The following is a 17,614-nucleotide window of genomic DNA, read 5'->3' as shown; positions in this document are numbered from 1 at the left end:
TCATGACGGACCTCTCGCACGACCCGGACTTCTTCGCCCTGCTCACCGGCAGCTATGCGCGGCGGCTCGGCGAGTCCCTGGTGCCGGCCGGTGCCGATGCGGCCTGGCTCTACGCGGCGGCCCCCTTCGCGGTCCTCGCCCACGATGGCGCCGCGGATCCCCGCTTCGTCTACGGCAACCGGGCCGCCCAGGCCTGCTTCGGCTACGCCTGGGACGAACTGATCGGCCTGCCCTCGCGGCTCTCGGCCGAGGCGCCCGAACGGGCCGCGCGGCAGAGCCTCCTCGACGCGGTCACCCGGGACGGCTACAGCCGCGGCTATCGCGGCCTGCGGATCGCCAAGGACGGGCGGCGGTTCTGGATCGACCAGGCGGTGGTCTGGCAGCTCGACCGCGACGGCATGAATGTGGGACAGGCCGCGACCTTCTCGGCATGGCGCGACGCCTGAGGAAGCGGCCGATCCTGCCGGCTCCGTCGCCGGGCCAGCCCCGTCGCAGGCCGGGCCTTACACCTTCCGATAGAAGTTTCTTGAAAATATCAGTTACAGATAGAAATCAGTCACGCGCTTTGCAGTCTCGATCACGTTCGTTTGAAATCTTGTCTTGGCTCGAAACTCGACTGCATTTATCGACTAAACTTTAATCATCGTGCCTCACCAAGGTGCAAACTCCGAAATCACCGCGCGCGTGTCTGCGCCGCCGCCGGTCTCGGATGCCACCGTCTGGAAGGCCACCCGCCCACGATGACCATCAAACTCAGACTGCTCGCACTCCTGGCCGTCATGGGCCTGCTCCTGCTCGCATGTGCCGCCATGGGCAATCTCGCCCTTCACTGGAATCACCAGAGCTTCAAGACCGTCTTCGACGACCGCGTCGTCTGCCTCCGGCAATTCAGCATCATCCGCGATGCCTATGACGACCTGATCGACATCTCGCGCAGGCTGCGCGGCCGGCAGATCGACCCGGCCCAGGCGAAGGACCAGATCGAGCGCGATCTCTCCAACCTGCACACGCAGTGGTCGGCCTATCTGGCGACCTACCTGACCCCGGAGGAGAAGGCTCTGGCCACCGAGCTGCAGGGGTCGCTCGACCGGAACGATGCCATCGCGGCCGAGATCCTCAAGCGCATCGCCGCCGGTCGCGCTTCGGATTTCGAGTCCACGCATGCGGACCTGCTGACGAGCCTGCGGACCGCCAACGCGACCCTCGGCAAGCTCACGGCCTTGCAGGTCCGTGAAGCGGAGGCGGAGTTCGAGCGCTCCGAGACCACCGCGGGCTGGTCGCGCCTCGCCCTGCTGGCCGCCCTCGTCCTCGCGGCGCTCAGCATCGCCTACGGCATCTACACGATCGTCGTGCAGGTGATCCGTCCGCTCGGCGGCATGACGGCGACGATGACCCGCCTGGCCGCCGGCGAGCTCGAGGCGCCGGTCACGGGCGCGGAACGGGCGGACGAGATCGGCGGGATGGCCCAGGCCGTCCAGGTGTTCAAGGAGGCGATGATCGCCAAGCGGGACGCCGACGCGGCTGCAGCGATCGAGAACGCCGCCAAGATGCGGCGGGCCCAGGTGCTGGACGATGCGACGCGGGCGTTCCAGAGCCAGGTCACGCAGCTCACGCACGGCCTGGCCTCGGCCGCAACCGAGATGGAGGCGACTGCCCAGTCGATGAGCCGCACGGCCGATCAGACGGCGGGTCAATCCATGAGCGTCGCCTCGGCCGCCGAGCAGACCTCCTCCAACGTCCAGACCGTGGCGGCGGCGAGCGAGGAAATGGCGGCCTCCATCGGCGAGATCGCCCAGCAGGTCGCCCGCTCCACGATCATGGCCGAGCGGGCCGCCGCGGATGCCGCGCAGTCCACCACGATCGTGCGCGGGCTGGCCGAGGGCGCCGAGAAGATCGGGGCGGTGGTCGGTCTGATCTCCGGGATCGCCGCTCAGACGAACCTGCTGGCGCTCAACGCCACGATCGAGGCCGCCCGTGCGGGCGAGGCGGGGCGCGGCTTCGCCGTCGTCGCAGGCGAGGTCAAGGAGCTGGCCTCGCAGACGGCGCGGGCGACGGACACCATCGCCGCGCAGATCAACGCCATCCAGGGCGAGACCCGCGAGGCCGTCGCGGCCATCCAGTCGATCGGCGCGACGATCACTGAACTCCGCGAGATCGCCGTCGGCGTGGCCGCCGCCATGGAGGAGCAGGGCGCGGCGACCCAGGAGATCGTCCGCAACGTCACGCAGGCGGCTCAGGGCACCCAGTCGGTCACCGTCAGCATCGGCAGCGTCACGCAGGCCGCGAGCGAGACCGGCGCCGCCTCCGCGCAGGTGCTCACCGCAGCGTCGGAGCTGTCACGGCAATCCGAGCAGCTCGGGGCCGAAGTGTCGGGCTTCCTCGCCACGGTCCGGGCGGCCTGACGGCCCCTCGGGCCGACCGGGCGGGCCTCCTCAGGCCCGCCCCTCCTGGACGGCGTGGCAGGCGACGCCGTCCAGCAGCGCCGGCACCTCGGTCCGGCAGCGGTCGTTCGCCAGCGGACAGCGCGGGTTGAAGGTGCAGCCGGGCGGCGGGTCGATCGGGTTCGGGATCTCGCCGGAGACCGGCACCCGGGCGCGGCCGACATGGGCGAGGTCGGGCACCGCGTCGAGGAGCATCCGCGTGTAGGGATGGCGGGGCCTGGCGAACAGGTCCTTGGCGGCGGCGACCTCCACGAGGCGGCCGAGATACATCACCCCCACCCGGGTCGCCATGTGGCGGACCACGGCCAGGTTGTGGGAGATGAACAGGTAGGTCAGCCCGAGACGGTCCTGCAGGTCGCGCATCAGGTTGAGGATCTGCGCCTGCACCGAGACGTCGAGCGCCGAGGTCGGCTCGTCGCCCACGAGGAACTCCGCCTGGCTCGCCAGCGCCCGGGCGATCGCCACCCGCTGGCGCTGGCCGCCGGAGAATTCGTGCGGGTATTTTTTCGCATCGTCCGGGTGGAGCCCGACCAGGCCGAGCAGCTCGCTGACCCGGGCGCGGATCGCCCCCTCCCCCTGGATCAGGCCGAAGGCCCGGATCGGCTCCGCGATGATCCGGCCCACCCGCCAGCGCGGGTTCATGGACGCGTAGGGGTCCTGGAAGATCATCTGGATGCGCGCCCGCAGGCGCCGCCGGGCTGCGGCCTGGCGCGGGTCGGTCATCGAGACGCCGGTGATCGTCACCTCCCCGGCCGAGGGCGGCAGCAGGCCGACCACCATCCGCGCCACCGTCGACTTGCCGGAGCCGGATTCGCCCACGATCGCGAAGGTCTCGCCCTTCTCGATCGTGAACCCGACCCGGTCCACCGCCGTGAGGAATTTCCGGGGCTCGCCCTCGAGCACCCGGTTGAGCCAGGGCTTCGAGACGTCGAACCGGCGGCGCAGATCGGTGACTTCGACGTAGGCGCTCACGCTGCGCGCTCCGCTGCATCGTACAGGTGACAGGCCACCCGGCTCGCCTCCACGGCCTGCGGCTCCGGCCGCTCGACCCGGCAGCGCGAAAAGACCTTCGGGCAGCGCGGGTTGAAGGCGCAGCCCTTGGGGATGGCGGTGAGGCGCGGCATCGAGCCGGGGATCTGGCTCAGCCGCGTGGCCTCCTGCGACAGGGTCGGGATCGCCCCCATCAGCCCCACCGCGTAGGGATGGTGGGGCTTCGCGATCACCGAGGCGACCGGGCCGATCTCGGCGACGCGCCCGGCATACATCACCGCCACCCGGTCGGCGGCCTCGGCGATCACGCCCATGTCGTGGGTCACCAGCATCACCGCGGTGCCGTGCTCCCGGCAGAGGCGCTTGAGCAGGGTGATGATCTGGGCCTGGACCGAGACGTCGAGCGCCGTGGTCGGCTCGTCGGCGATGATCAGCTCCGGCTCGGCGGCGAGCGCGAGGGCGATCACCACCCGCTGGCGCATGCCCCCGGAGAACTCGTGCGGGTAGCCGTCGATCCGCCGCTCGGGGGCCGGGATGCCGACCTCGGCGAGCAGGTCGATGGCGCGGGTGCGGGCGGCTTTCCCCGACAGGTCGGTGTGGGTGCGCAGGGTCTCGACGATCTGGTCGCCCACCCGGAACAGCGGGTCCAGCGAGGTCAGCGGATCCTGGAAGATCATGCCGATGCGCTTGCCCCGCACCCGCCGCATGGCCTCGGGCGAGAGATTGTCGATGCGCTCGCCGCGCAGGCGGATCTCGCCGCCGGCGATGCGTCCGGGGCGGTCGATCAGCCCGATCACCGCCGAGCCGGTCACCGACTTGCCGGCCCCGGATTCGCCGACGACGCCCAGGATCTCGCCGCGGCCGATCTCGAAGGAGACCCGGTCGATGGCGGTGAGCGGCCCGCGGCGGGTGTCGAAGGCGACCGTGAGATCGCGCACGGAGAGGATCGTGTCGGTCATGGCGTGGCGGCTCCGGTGGCAACCGGGCGTCGGATGGGCGCCCCCGTCCTTGCGAGCGGAGCGAAGCAATCCAGCGGCGCCGCGTTCACCAAGGTCGCGCTGCCCTGGGTCGCTTCGCTGCGCTCGCGCTGACGATGTCCCATCATTGCAGCTTCGGATTGAGCGCGTCGCGCAGCCAATCCCCCAGGAGGTTGATGGCGATGACCAGCCCGGCCAGCGCCAGCCCCGGGAAGGCGACGATCCACCACTCGCCGGAGAACAGGAAGCGGTTGCCGGTGCGGATCAGCGTGCCGAGCGACGGCATGGTCTCGGGCAGGCCGGTGCCGAGGAACGACAGGGTCGCCTCGGTGATGATCGCGAGCGCCAAGTTGATCGTCGCGATGACGAAGACCGGGCCGGTGACGTTCGGCAGCACGTGGCGGACCAGGATCACCGGGGAGGACAGGCCGATCAGCCGCGCCGCCTGGACGTAGTCCTTGCCCTTCTCGACCATCACGGAGGACCGCACGGTCCGGGCGTACTGCACCCAGAAGGACAGGCCGATCGACACCACGATCAGCCCGATCAGTGGCCCGACGTCGAGGGCGCTGCCGAAGGTTGCCTTGGCGACGCCGTCCACTACCAGGGCGATCAGGATCGCCGGGAAGGTGAGCTGCACGTCGGCGATCCGCATGATCAGCGTGTCGAGGACGCCGCCCGCGTAGCCGGCGATCAGACCCAGCGCGATGCCGATGACGCCGGAGGTCAGCACCCCGAGCCCGCCGACGATCAGCGACAGGCGCAGGCCGTAGAGCACCGCCGAGAGCACGTCCCGGCCCTGGTCGTCGGTGCCGAGATAGTAGGGCGCCTGACCGTCCGCCTGCCAGATCGGCGGCAGGTTGGAGTTGATCAGGTCGAGCTGGGCCGGGTCGTAGGGGTTCTGCGGGGCGATCAGGGGCGCCGCGAAGGCGAGCCCGACCATCAGCACCGTGGCGACCAGCGCCGCCATGGCGGTCTTCGAGCGCAGGAAGCTCGCCAGCAGGTCGGAATCCCGCCAGCGCGCGAGGCGGGAGGGCGCCGCCTCCGGCAGGGGGACCGGCGGGGTATCGCCCGCGTCGAGGTCGTATCCGCTCATCGGTCGCCCTTCACGCCGTGTCCGGTGGAAAGCTTCGGGGCGGCTGCCGTCGTCTTTGCGAGCGGAGCGAAGCGATAACGGCAACCCAGAACGCGACCGTCTTGCGCCGACGGGCCTGGCAGGCGCGACCTGCCCCCTCTCCCGTGCGGGAGAGGGTCGGGGTGAGGGTCGAGACCGCTCAGAGTGAAGCGCACCCTCGAAGCGCCGACAGGCCGCGCCCCATCCGGACAATTCTCATCCCTCACACTGTCCCTCTCCCGCACGGGAGCGGGGACCCGGGCCTCCTGCGAAGCGGGCGTGACCGTCGCGTCCCGTTCAATGACGCGCGGCAGGCAAGCGGAACGGTGCGTCATGTCCGGTCTCACGCCGCCCGCCCGGTCGAGAGCCGCAGGCGCGGATCCACCACCGTGTAGAGGATGTCGACCACGAGGTTGATGGTCACGAAGATCAGCGCCACGAGCAGCAGGTACGCGGACATGATCGGGATATCGACGTTCTGCACGGCCTGCACGAACAGCAGGCCCATGCCGGGCCACTGGAACACCGTCTCGGTGATGATCGAGAAGGCGATGACCGAGCCGAGCTGCAGCCCCGCGATGGTGATCACCGGCACGAGGGTGTTCTTCAGGGCGTGCCGCAGGTGGACGGCGCGGGTGGTGAGCCCCCGCGCCCGGGCGAAGCGGATGTAGTCGGTGCGCAGGACCTCCAGCATCTCGGCGCGCACCAGCCGCATGATCAGCGTCATCTGGAACAGGCCGAGCGTCACCGAGGGCAGGATCAGGGCCTTGAGCCCCGACGCGGTGAGGAAGCCCGTCGTCCACCAGCCGAGCCGGACCGTGTCGCCCCGCCCGTAGGAGGGCAGCCAGCCGAGCGTCACCGAGAAGAGGTAGATCAGCAGGATGCCGATCAGGAAGGTCGGCAGGCTGATCCCGATGAGCGAGACGGCCTGGAACAGCCCGGCGAGCCAGGAGTCGCGGCGCAGGGCGCAGTAGACGCCCATGAGGACGCCGACCACGAGGGCGAAGACCGTCGCGCATAAGGCGAGCTCCAGCGTCGCCGGCATGCGCTCGGCGAGGAGCTGCGCCACCGGCTGCCGGAACTGGTAGGAGATGCCGAACTGACCCCGCGCCACGCTGCCGGCGTAGCGGGCGAACTGGACCAGGACGGGATCGTCCAGGCCGAGATTTTTGCGGATCTCCGCCCGCTCGGCCACGGTGGTGTCGGGGCCGACGATCTGGTTCACGGGATCGCCCGCGAACCGGAACATCGCGAAGGCGATGAGCCCGACGACCGCGAGGACCGCGGCCGCCTGGATCACCCGGCGCAGCAGGAAGGCGAGCACGCCCGGATCCTACTGCGGATCCTTCGACACCCAGTAGAGCAGGAGCAGGTTGTCGGCGCGCTGGGTCAGGTGGACCTTCTTGGAGACGCCCCAGGCCAGCGCCTGCTGGTGCAGCGGGATGTAGCCCCAGTCGGTGTTGAGGACATCGAAGCCCTCCTTGATCAGGGCGTCGCGCTTGGCCTTGTCGGTCTCGCCCTCGACCTTGTCGGCGATGGCGTCGATCTTCGGATCGCAATAGCCCGCGAGGTTCCAGCTGCCCCGGCCCGACTTGTCGCCGGGCTTCCGGCAGCCGACGATCTCGTAGAGGATGTTGTGGCTGTCGAGCGAGGACGGGGTCCAGCCGAGCAGGTAGAACGACGTGTCGTAGTTCGGGGCCAGCACCTTGGCGAAGTACTTGGCCTTCGGCTGCGCGTTGAGGTTCACCTTGACGTTGATGCGGGCGAGCATCGAGACCACCGCCTGGCAGATCGCCTCGTCATTGACGTAGCGGTCGTTGGGGCAATCCATGGTGAGCGAGAACCCGTCCGGGTAGCCGGCCTGGGCCATCAGCTCCTTGGCCTTCTTCAGGTCGGTGGCGGGGCGCTTGAACTCGGCGCCGCGGTCGTAGAGGCTCGGGGCGATCATCAGCGCCGAGGGCACCGCCTGCCCGCGCATGACCCGCTTGGCGATCGTGTCCTCGTCGATGGCGAGGTAGAAGGCCTCGCGGACCTTGATGTCCTTGAACGGGTTCTTGCCCTTGACGCTCGAATCCTTCAGCTCGTCCCGGTCCTGGTCCATGCCGAGGAAGATCGTGCGCAGTTCGGGCCCGGCCATCACGGTGGCGGTGCCGCTGGCGTTCACCCGCTGCTGGTCCTGCAGCGGCACGGGGTCGATCCAGTCGACCTCGCCGGAGAGGAGCGCGGCGACGCGGGTCGCCGGGTTGGCGATGGTGGTCAGCACCGCCTCGTCGAGGTTCGACTCGACCTTGCCCCAGTAGCCGTCGAACTTCTTGAACACCGTCTTCACGCCCGGCTGGTGCTCGGCGATCACGAAGGGGCCGGTGCCGTTCTCGTGGAGGGTGGCGTAGCTCGGGCTGGAGGCGTTGGGCGGCGTCGGCTGCACGACGCCGTTCTTCTCGGACCATGCCTTCGACATGATCAGCCAGGTCGGGAACTGGGCGATGGCGATGGGGTTCGGCTTCTTCAGCACCATGTCGACGGTGAAGTCGTCGACCTTCACGAATTCGGCGTCGGACGGGACGTTGGTGGTGAAGTTCGAGCCCGGGGCGCGGACCCGCTGGGCGGAGAAGATCACGTCGTCGGCGGTGAAGGGCGTGCCGTCGTGGAACTTCACGTTCTTGCGCAGGTGGAAGCGCCAGCGGGTCGGCTCGGGCGTCTCCCAGGATTCGGCGAGGCCGGGGGCGAATTTCAGGTTCTTGTCGAGGGTGACGAGGGATTCGTAGGCCGCCTGCTGCATGCCCTCGGTGAAGCTCTCCTTGAGGGAGTACGGGTCGAGGGATTTCAGGTCACCCTGGAAGGCGAAACGGAAGACGTTCGCGGCCTGCGCGGGCAACGCCGCGAAAGCGAACGTCGCGACGGCACCCGTGGCCACGCCGCGGACGAGGGTCTTCAGGGTCGAACGGGACAAGCGGATCTCCGGAACCGTGAATGCGCCACCGGCCGGCAGCCCCGGCGGTGTCCACCGCGGCGTCAGCAAGCTTCGGACCATCTGTATACAAGGCGGCGGCCGAGGCTGTCGCGGGTGAGTGACATTATTCGGCCGCCCGAACGCGTTTTTCCCGCCTCCTATCGTCCTCGATCGACGGCCGAGGCGCCGCCATCGCGCGGCAGGCGGGACCGGAACGGCCCTCGCGCATGGAAGCGCGCGCCTCCTCCCCCGTGCGGGAGAGGGGGCGCGTCGCGCCTTGCATGGGCCGGGGCGCGAGCGCGCCGGCCTACTCGGCCGCCACCCGCGCCGGCTCGTGCCGCGTCTCCGCGTCCGCCCGCTCGCCCTCCGCCACCGCCTTGCGCCGGAACAGGCGCATGACGACGACGAAGAAGACCGGCACGAAGAACACCGCCAGCACGGTGGCGGTGATCATGCCGCCCATCACGCCGGTGCCGATCGCCTGCTGGCTCTTCGAGGCGGCGCCGGTGGCGATGGCCAGCGGCACCACGCCGAAGATGAAGGCCAGCGAGGTCATCACGATCGGCCGGAACCGGAGCGTGGCGGCGTCCACCGCCGCCCGGATCACCGAGGTTCCGGGCTTCCAGAGGTCCTTGGCGAATTCCACGATCAGGATGGCGTTCTTGGCCGAGAGCCCGATGATCGTGATCAACCCGATCTTGAAGTACACGTCGTTGGGCATGCCGCGCAGGTAGACGGCCGCCACGGATCCGATCACGCCGAGCGGGATCACCAGCATGACCGAGACCGGGATCGCCCAGCTCTCGTAGAGCGCGGCGAGGCACAGGAACACGATCAGCACCGAGAGGGCGAGCAGCAGGCTCGCCTGGCTGCCGGCCTGCTTCTCCTGGTAGGACTGGCCGGTCCAGGCGTAGCCGAAGCCCTTCGGCAGCTGGAGCATCAGCCGCTCCATCTCGGCGATGGCGTCGCCCGACGTGTAGCCGGGGTTCGGCTCGCCGGTGAAGCGCACCGACTGGTAGCCGTTGAAGCCGACGATCTGGCTCGGCCCCATGCCCCATTTCAGCTCCGCGAAGGACGACATCGGCACCATCGTGCCGCCGGCGTTCTTGACCGCGTAGTTGAGGATGTCCGACGCGTTCATGCGCTGGAGCTGCTCGGCCTGCACGTAGACGCGCTGCATCTTGCCCCGGTTGGGGAAGTCGTTCGGATAGACCGAGCCGAGGTTGAGCTGGATCGTGGCGTTGATGTCCTCGAACTTCACGCCCAGGGCCGCCGCCTTCTCGCGGTCGATCACCAGCTCCGCCTGCGGGGTCGGCGGCAGGCCCTCGATCTTCACCTTCTGGAGGATCGGGCTCTGCTGCGCGAGCTTGAGCAATTGCTCCTGGGCCGAGAGCAGGGCCGCGTAGCCGCGGTTGGCCCGGTCCTGCAGGCGGAACGAGAAGCCCGCCGCGTTGCCGAGATTGTCCACGGGCGGCGGTTCCTGGGCGTCCACCGTGGCGTCGCGGTAATTGGCGAGCGCCGCGTTGGTGCCGGCGACGAGGGCGGCGGCCGAGTTCTTGGCGTCGCGCTCGGACCAGGGCTTGAGGGTGACGAAGGCCTGGCTGGTGCTCGGGGCCTGGCCCGAGAAGGAGAAGCCGTTGAGCATGGTCACGGTGGCGACGCCGGGCTGGGCCAGCAGGTGCTCCTCGACCTTGCGGACCGCCTCCTGGGTGCGGTTGTAGGAGGCGCCCGGCGGCGTCTGGATGTCGACCGTGAAGAAGCCCTGATCCTCCACCGGCAGGAAGCCCTCCGGCAGGTTCACGAAGGCGTAGGCGGTGCCGGCGACCAGCGCGAGATAGACCAGCATCACCCGGCCGGATTTCCGGATGAACCACTGGGTGCCGCGGCCGTAGCGGGCGGTCTCCCGGTCGACGAACCGGTTGAACATCCCGAACACGCCGCCCTTGGCGTGGCCGTGGCCCTTCTCGATCGGCTTCAGGAAGGTCGCGCAGAGGGCCGGCGTCAGCGACAGGGCGAGCAGCGCCGAGAAGGCGATGGAGGTCACCATCGCGATCGAGAACTGCCGGTAGATGACGCCCACCGAGCCGGGGAAGAACGCCATCGGGATGAACACGGCCATCAGCACCAGGGTGATGCCGATGATCGCCCCGGTGATCTGCCCCATGGCCTTCTTGGTGGCCTCCTTGGGGGGCAGCCCCTCCTCGTTCATGATCCGCTCGACGTTCTCCACCACCACGATGGCGTCGTCGACCAGGATGCCGATGGCCAGCACCATGCCGAACATGGTGAGCACGTTCACCGAGAAGCCCGAGATCCACATCACCGTGACGGTGCCCATCAGGGCGATCGGCACCACGATGGTGGGGATCAGGGTGTAGCGGATGTTCTGCAGGAACAGGAACATCACCAGGAAGACCAGCACCACCGCCTCGACCAGCGTGTGCAGCACCTTCTCGATGGAGGCTTCCACCGCCGGGGTGATGTCGTACGGGATGTCCCACTTCAGGTCCGGCGGGAAGAACTGGGACAGCTCCACCATCTTGGCGCGGATCGCCCGGGCCGTCTCGAGGGCGTTGCCGTCGGGGGCGAGCGTCACCGAGATGCCGGCGGCGGGGCCGCCGTTCAGGCGGGTGGAGAACTGGTAGGCGTCGCCGCCGAGTTCGATCCGGGCGACGTCGCGCAGGCGCACGTTCGAGCCGTCGGGATTGGCCCGCAGCACGACCGCGCCGAACTCCTCGATGGTGCCGAGCTGGCCCTTCACGATGATCGGCATGGTCAGCGATTGCCGGGTCGGGCTCGGCTGCGCGCCGACCGCCCCGGACGCGACCTGGACGTTCTGGTTGCGGATCGCCTCGGTGACGTCCGAGGCGCTGAGCGAGAGGCCGCGCAGCTTGTCGGGATCGACCCAGACGCGCAGCGACCGCTCCGTGGAGTAGAGCGTCGCGCGGCCGACGCCGGGGATGCGCCGGATCTCGTTGATGACGTTGCGGATCAGGAAGTCGCCCAAGCCTACCTCGTCCATCGACCCGTCCTTGGAGACGAGGGTGATGATGTTGAGGGTCGCGGCCGAGGCCTCCTCCACCAGGATGCCCTGCTGGCGCACCTCCGCCGGAAGGCGCGCCTCGACGCGCTTCAGCCGGTTCTGGACCTCCACGGAGGCGAGCGACGGGTCGGTGCCGGGCTGGAACGTGGCGGTGATGTTCACCGAGCCGAACGAGTCGGTGGTCGACTCGAAGCTCATGATGTTGGCCGCGCCGTTCAGCTCATCCTCGATGAGCCGGGTGGTGCCGATGTAGAGGCTCTCCACCGAGGCCCCCGGATAGGCCGTGGACAGGGCGATGGAGGGCGGGGCGATCACCGGGTACTGCGCCACCGGCAGGTTCGGGATGGCGAGGGCCCCGCCCAGGCAGATGAACAGGGCCACGACCCAGGCGAAGACCGGCCGGTCGATGAAGAAGCGTGCCATGATCGGGCTCTCCCGGCTCAGTGGCGCGGCTGGACGGCGGCGGCCCGCGGCGCGACCTCCGCCTTGTCACCCGAGGCGTCGGGGGCCTCGTCGGTATCGTGCTTCGGACCGGTCTCGCCGTGGACCGGCGTCTGGTCGCGGGGCTTCACCTTGGCGCCGACGGTGATCTTCTGGAAGCCGTCGATCACGACCCGCTCGCCGGCCTTCAGCCCCGAGCGGATCAGCCAGTTCTGCCCGACCACCGGCCCGACCTCGACGGGCTGGCGCATGACCGTCTCGTCGGCGCGCACCACCCAGACCTCGGCGCGGCCGTCGTCGGTGCGCTGGATCGCCTGCTGCGGCACCGCGATGGCGTCGGAATCGATGCCCTGCTTGATCCGCGCCCGCACGTACATGCCGGGGAACAGCTCGTCGTGCGGGTTGGGGAACTGCACCCGCAGGGTCACTTGGCCGGTGCTCGGATCGGCGGTGACGTCCGAGAACAGGAGCCGGCCGGCCAGCGGGTAGAGGGAGCCGTCATCCATGATCAGGTGGACGTTGGCGGTGTTCTCCTCCAGCCGCGCCAGCTCCCCGCTGGCGAGGTCCCGGCGCAGGCGGTTCAATTCGCCCACCGACTGGGTGATGTCGACGTAGATCGGGTCGAGCTGCTGGATCGTGGCGAGCGCCCCCGTGGAGCCCGGCTCGATCAGGGTGCCCTCGGTGAGCAGCGCCCGGCCGATGCGGCCGGTGATCGGCGCGCGCACGTCGGTCCAGCCGAGGTTGAGCTGCGCCCGGTCGCGGGCCGCCTTGGCGCCGGCGACCTCCGCCTCGGCCTGCTTCTTGGCCGCGAAGGCGGCATCGTACTGGGCCTGGCTGGCGGTGGCCCGCGTCAGCAGCTGCTCGAGCCGGTCGGCCTGCTGCCGGGCCAGCACGAGGGCGGCCTCCTGACGGGCGAGCGCCGCCTCGGCGCTGGCGAGCTCGACCTGATAGGGCGCCGGGTCGATCTTGTAGAGGATGTCGCCCTCCTTGACCTGGCTGCCCTGCTCGAAGAGCCGCTTCACCACGAGCCCGGAGACCCGGGAGCGGACCTCGGCGATGCGCATGGGCGCGACGCGGCCCGGCAGGTCGCGGAGATAGGGGATCGCCTGGGGCTCGACCTTGACGAAGCCGACCTCGGGCACCGGCGGCGCCGGCGCGGCCACCTGCTTCGGGTTGCAGGCCGCGAGGCCGAGCAGAAGCAGGGCCGCGGGCAGGACGGTCCTGGCCCGGCCCGGACGGCGGCGAGAGGATGAGGTTCTGACGGACAGAGTGCGGGTCACGATTTCCGACGCTCCTGAAAACATGCGTCTGCTGAGGCTGGCGCGGAGCATGGACCCGCGCATCGTCGTGGCAGATCTCGGGACCGGTCACGAGGCCGGTCGGACGGAGATCAGGACAGGCGCGCATCCTCGCCGGCCGCCAGGGCCGGGGCACGCGTCAGGCCAAGCGGGGAGGCCGGTGCGGCGAACCGTCCGGCGCGGAAGCCGGCAGGATGTCGGACCTGTATTCGAACGATGCGGAAAGAGTGTGACGGGGCCGCGGCGCCTCGACCGGCGGGCGCGGCAGCCCCAATTCGGTGAGGATCTCGCTGTCGGCGGCGCAGAGATCGGTGCGGCCGAAGACGGACCGCTTGGCCTCGGGTTGCGCGTCCGGCGTGCCCGACAGAACCGAGAGGCGCGGGCTCGTGATCGCGCAGGCCGGGCCCTCCGGCCGCGCGGATTGGGCCCGTGCCGGCACGGCGGCCATCGCGGCCGCCGCGAGGACGAGCAGCGCCAGCACGGCGAGGCCCCGGGCGAGGCGGTCCGGCAAGGCCGCGACACGGCGGGCCAGAAGGGCGGCGGATCGGATCACGGATCTGAGATAAGCACGGCTGTCGCCGGGCGCAATCACCCACGGCGTCGCGGCGTCCGCGGAGTGTTGCATGCAGCACACAGCTACGCCCGGAAGTGCACATCCCGACGGCCCGGCCTCAACCTTGCCGTGAAGTCCGGGCCGGCTCGCCCGATGCGCGCAGGGCACCGCGAAGGTCTGCGCCACGACGGACGGAGGATGGAGACCATGCCGAGACGGATCGCGCTGCTCGGGCTCGCGGGGTTGCTGCTTGGAAGCGCCCCCGCGCTGGCCAACCCGCTGGACAGGGGCCCCATCGCGGACTTCCTCAACGTCTTCCGCAGCCAGGCGATCCCCCGCGAGACCGTGGCGTGGACCGGCAAGGAGAAGCCCGGGACGATCGTGGTCTCGACGCGCCAGCGCCGGCTCTACTACGTGCTGGGCGGCGGCGCGGCGGTCCGCTACGGCGTCGGCGTCGGCCGGCAGGGCTTCTCGTGGTCGGGCACCAAGACCGTCACCATGAAGAAGGAATGGCCGGATTGGCGCCCGCCGCAGCAGATGCTGGCCCGCCGCCCGGACCTGCCGCGCTACATGGCCGGCGGCCAGGACAACCCGCTGGGCGCCCGCGCCCTCTATCTCGGCTCCTCGCTCTACCGCATCCACGGCTCGAACGAGCCGGAGACGATGGGGGCGGCGGTCTCGTCGGGCTGCATCCGCATGACCAACAAGGACGTGGTCGACCTCTACGACCGGGTCCGGGTCGGCACCAAGGTCGTCGTGCGCGACTGATCGCGGCGGGTGGCGGCGCCCGGCCGCCGCCCTCCCCCCCTGCGTCGCCCTCTCCCCTGCGCCTCGGAGCGGCCCCGGGGCGGCGCGCGGACCGACCGCGACGCGCAAGGCCGTGCGCGGCCGGATCGGCGCGGCTGCGGCTGCGGACGGGTCCGCGTCGACAGGCGCGGCGGGCCGGTGATAGGAGCCGCGCCGTCGGGCAGAGCCGGATCGCCCGATCTCCACGAGGGACAGCATGAACGAACGCATCATCCTGCGGGCCGGCGAGGCCCTGGTGGCGGGCGGGCCGCCCAACACCGCCTCGGAGCCCGAGGTCATCATCGGCGAACTCGACGGGCCGGTCGGCACCGCCCTCGCCACGCTGACCGGCGATCAGGTCGTCGGCCACAGCCGCGTCTTCGCCCTGCTGAACACCGACATCATGGTGCGCCCGGTCACGCTCTGCGTGTCCAAGGTCAGCGTCACCGAGAGCAAGTACACCTCGATCCTGATGGGCACCGTGCAGTTCGCCATCGCCAACGGCGTCCTCGACGCCGTGCGGGCGGGCTACATCCCCAAGCACAAGGCCAACGATCTCGGCATCATCTGCTCGGTCTGGCTCAGCCCCGGCGTCATCGAGGCCCAGCATGTCGACCACAAGGCGCTGTTCGACATCCAGCGCCGCGGCATGACCGAGGCCATCCGCAAGGCCATGACCAACGAGCCCTCGATCGACTGGCTCCTCGAGAACCAGGACAAGATCGTGCACAAGTACTACCAGATGGGCCTCGACGGGAAGATCTGAGCGCCCGTCCGCGCCGCGATCACGCCTCCCGCCGTCGGCTCCCGGCCGGCGGCCGCGGCGCGGACCCGGCGGGCGTTCCTGCGGGACCCGCATGGCCGGCTTCCTGCAGGGCCGCGTCCGGGGCCCGGGCCGATAGGGAGAGACGCCACGCCATGATCAGCGCCTTCGATCTGTTCAAGATCGGGATCGGCCCGTCGAGTTCGCACACGATCGGCCCGATGGTCGCCGCGCGCCGCTTCCGCGACCGCGTCGCCGGCCGGTCCGGCGTCGCGCGGGTGAGCGCGGAGATCTTCGGCTCCCTCGCCTGGACCGGGCGCGGCCACGGCACCGACGTGGCGATCTACCTCGGCCTCCTGGGGCACGAGCCCGCCACCGTCGATCCCGACGCCGTGGCCGGTTACACGCAGGCCCTCGCCGAGACCGGCGCCCTCGGCCTGCCCGGCATTGCCTTTGATGGCACGCGGGACCTTCTCTTCAACTTCACCGAGGTGCTGCCGCGCCACACCAACGGCATGCGCTTTCGCGCCTACGATCCTGCCGGCGGGCTTCTGGACGAGGTGGTCTGCTACTCCGTGGGCGGCGGCTTCGTGGAAGAAGAGGACGAGCACGGCACCGCCGGCCTGGACGCGGTGGCGCTGCCGTATCCGTTCGAGAGCGGCGCCGACCTCCTGCGGACCTGCGCCGAGACCGGCCTGACGATTCCGCAGGTCCAGATGGCCAACGAGCGCGCCCTGCGCTCCGACGCGGAGATCGAGGCCGGGCTCGATGCCATCCGCGACGCCATGCTCGCCTGCATCGCCCGGGGTCTGCGCATGGACGGCGAGCTGCCGGGCGGCCTCAAGGTGCGGCGGCGCGCCAAGCGGCTCCACGCGACGCTCGAAGCGAACCGGCTGTCCAACAGCCGTCCGGCCCACGAGATCATGGACTGGATCAGCCTGTTCGCCCTGGCGGTGAACGAGGAGAACGCCTCCGGCGGCCGCATCGTCACGGCGCCGACCAACGGTGCGGCCGGGATCGTCCCCGCGGTGCTGCGCTACATCGTGGATTTCTGCCCCGGCTGGAGCGAGTCGCGCGGCCGCGACTACCTCCTCGCCGCCGCGGCCATCGGCGGGCTGATCAAGCGCCGGGCCTCGATCTCGGGCGCCGAGGTCGGATGCCAGGGCGAGGTCGGCTCGGCCTCGGCCATGGCGGCGGCGGGCCTCGCCGCGATCCTCGGGGGCGAGCCGCCCCAGGTGGCCAACGCCGCCGAGATCGCCATGGAGCACCATCTCGGCATGACCTGCGACCCGATCGGCGGCCTGGTGCAGATCCCCTGCATCGAGCGCAACGCCTTCGGCGCCAACAAGGCGGTGGCCGCCGCCTCCCTGGCGCTGCACGGTGACGGGGTGCATTTCGTGAGCCTCGACCAGGTCATCGAGACCATGCGCCAGACCGGGCACGACATGCAGGCCAAGTACAAGGAAACCTCCCTGGGCGGCCTCGCGGTCAACGTCGCCGCCTGCTGAGCACGCCGGCCCCGGCGCGCCGCGCACGATCCCGCGGGTGCGCGGGTTCCGCCTGTCGCGGGCGGGGAGCTTCGGCTAGGATGGCGGGATGATCAGACGCGCCGATTCCCGTCCGTTCAGCCGCCTCGCGGCCGGTCTCGCGCTCGGGGCCGGTCTCGGGCTCGGGGCCGCGTGTCTCCCGGCGGGTCCCGCCGCCGCCCAGGCGTTGTTCTGGCCGTCCGTCGGCTTCGCGCCGCTGCCCTCCTTCGCCTGGCCGCAGATGCCCGAGGACGCGTATGGCCGCTGGACCGGCTCCTACGCGCGCCTCTCGACCGGCTACGCGGTCAGCACGTCCCGGCATTTCGGCAGTTATTCGGGCCCGACGATCGGGTTCGAGGGCGGCCGGATGTGGCAGGAGGGCCCGATCCTCTACGGCATCAGCGGCGGGTTCGATTATCTGGCCGGGCTCGACGGCACCCTCACGCCGGGCTTCGGGCGGCTCGCCTATTCCAACGACTTCGCCGGGTCCCTGGAGGTGAAGGTCGGCACCCTCGTCGCGCCGGACGTGCTGGTCTACGCCAAGACCGGCGCCCTGGCCCTGCACCAGACGCTGCGCGTCGGGCCGACCCCGGGGTCGCTGCCGTTCACGCGCCAGGACATCGCGGTGCGGCCGGTCGCGGGCGTCGGCGTCGAGTGGGCGGTCACGGACCGCCTCTCGCTGGCGGTCGAGGCGGGCGTGGTCGGCGGCGGGATCCGCTGAGGCGGTCTCTG

General features: G+C 70.3%; 14 protein-coding genes. 6 read left to right on the top strand and 8 right to left on the bottom strand.

All coding sequences use genetic code 11. The features are described 5' to 3' along the window. The first annotated feature begins 2 nt into the window (after positions 1-2). The gene (locus P9K36_RS25815; RefSeq protein WP_043759719.1) at positions 3-446 is read left to right on the top strand and encodes an MEKHLA domain-containing protein; all 444 of its coding nucleotides are present in this window, start codon (positions 3-5) and stop codon (positions 444-446) included. 294 nt (positions 447-740) lie between these two features. Beyond that, positions 741-2,402, top strand: coding sequence for a methyl-accepting chemotaxis protein (locus P9K36_RS25810; RefSeq protein WP_111473531.1), 1,662 nt, complete (start codon positions 741-743; stop codon positions 2,400-2,402). A gap of 30 nt (positions 2,403-2,432) precedes the next feature. Here the strand turns inward: P9K36_RS25810 and P9K36_RS25805 are convergent, their stop codons facing one another. From P9K36_RS25805 to P9K36_RS25770, 8 genes are all read right to left on the bottom strand, one after another. After that, positions 2,433-3,413, bottom strand: coding sequence for an oligopeptide/dipeptide ABC transporter ATP-binding protein (locus tag P9K36_RS25805; protein ID WP_043759716.1), 981 nt, complete (start codon positions 3,411-3,413; stop codon positions 2,433-2,435). Then, complete coding sequence (locus P9K36_RS25800) at positions 3,410-4,390, bottom strand: ABC transporter ATP-binding protein (RefSeq protein WP_043354012.1); 981 nt, start codon at positions 4,388-4,390, stop codon at positions 3,410-3,412. The genes P9K36_RS25805 and P9K36_RS25800 overlap by 4 nt, the downstream gene beginning before the upstream one ends. A gap of 142 nt (positions 4,391-4,532) precedes the next feature. Further along, the gene (locus tag P9K36_RS25795; RefSeq protein ID WP_278306219.1) at positions 4,533-5,504 is read right to left on the bottom strand and encodes an ABC transporter permease; all 972 of its coding nucleotides are present in this window, start codon (positions 5,502-5,504) and stop codon (positions 4,533-4,535) included. Between the two features lie 361 nt (positions 5,505-5,865). Next, the gene (locus P9K36_RS25790; protein ID WP_278306218.1) at positions 5,866-6,846 is read right to left on the bottom strand and encodes an ABC transporter permease; all 981 of its coding nucleotides are present in this window, start codon (positions 6,844-6,846) and stop codon (positions 5,866-5,868) included. Positions 6,847-6,855: 9 nt separating this feature from the next. After that, on the bottom strand, positions 6,856-8,472 hold the full coding sequence (locus P9K36_RS25785; RefSeq protein ID WP_043759712.1) for an ABC transporter substrate-binding protein: 1,617 nt from the start codon (positions 8,470-8,472) through the stop codon (positions 6,856-6,858). Positions 8,473-8,779: 307 nt separating this feature from the next. Continuing rightward, positions 8,780-11,938 (bottom strand): multidrug efflux RND transporter permease subunit, encoded by a 3,159-nt coding sequence (locus P9K36_RS25780; RefSeq protein WP_278306217.1) that lies wholly within the window; start codon positions 11,936-11,938, stop codon positions 8,780-8,782. A 17-nt stretch (positions 11,939-11,955) separates the two neighbouring features. Then, complete coding sequence (locus P9K36_RS25775) at positions 11,956-13,236, bottom strand: efflux RND transporter periplasmic adaptor subunit (protein ID WP_236952749.1); 1,281 nt, start codon at positions 13,234-13,236, stop codon at positions 11,956-11,958. Between the two features lie 157 nt (positions 13,237-13,393). Next, the gene (locus tag P9K36_RS25770; protein ID WP_043379479.1) at positions 13,394-13,807 is read right to left on the bottom strand and encodes a hypothetical protein; all 414 of its coding nucleotides are present in this window, start codon (positions 13,805-13,807) and stop codon (positions 13,394-13,396) included. A gap of 207 nt (positions 13,808-14,014) precedes the next feature. Here P9K36_RS25770 and P9K36_RS25765 point away from each other — a divergent pair, with 207 nt between their 5' ends. The 4 genes from P9K36_RS25765 to P9K36_RS25750 all read left to right on the top strand — a co-directional run bounded on the left by P9K36_RS25765 (position 14,015) and on the right by P9K36_RS25750 (position 17,603). Further along, complete coding sequence (locus P9K36_RS25765) at positions 14,015-14,575, top strand: L,D-transpeptidase (RefSeq protein ID WP_043379390.1); 561 nt, start codon at positions 14,015-14,017, stop codon at positions 14,573-14,575. A 235-nt stretch (positions 14,576-14,810) separates the two neighbouring features. Continuing rightward, a complete protein-coding gene (locus P9K36_RS25760; RefSeq protein ID WP_043353007.1) occupies positions 14,811-15,359 on the top strand; it encodes a formaldehyde-activating enzyme in 549 nt (182 codons plus the stop codon). 152 nt (positions 15,360-15,511) lie between these two features. Continuing rightward, a complete protein-coding gene (locus tag P9K36_RS25755; protein ID WP_278306216.1) occupies positions 15,512-16,864 on the top strand; it encodes an L-serine ammonia-lyase in 1,353 nt (450 codons plus the stop codon). Between the two features lie 88 nt (positions 16,865-16,952). After that, entirely contained in the window at positions 16,953-17,603 is a 651-nt protein-coding gene (locus P9K36_RS25750; RefSeq protein WP_043759709.1) for an outer membrane protein, read from the top strand. Positions 17,604-17,614: the final 11 nt, after the last annotated feature.

The organism is Methylobacterium sp. 391_Methyba4 (genome assembly GCF_029691625.1).
Classification (GTDB): domain Bacteria; phylum Pseudomonadota; class Alphaproteobacteria; order Rhizobiales; family Beijerinckiaceae; genus Methylobacterium; species Methylobacterium fujisawaense.
Note: the sequence above shows the minus strand (reverse complement) of the source record. Positions and strands in the feature narration are given on the sequence as shown.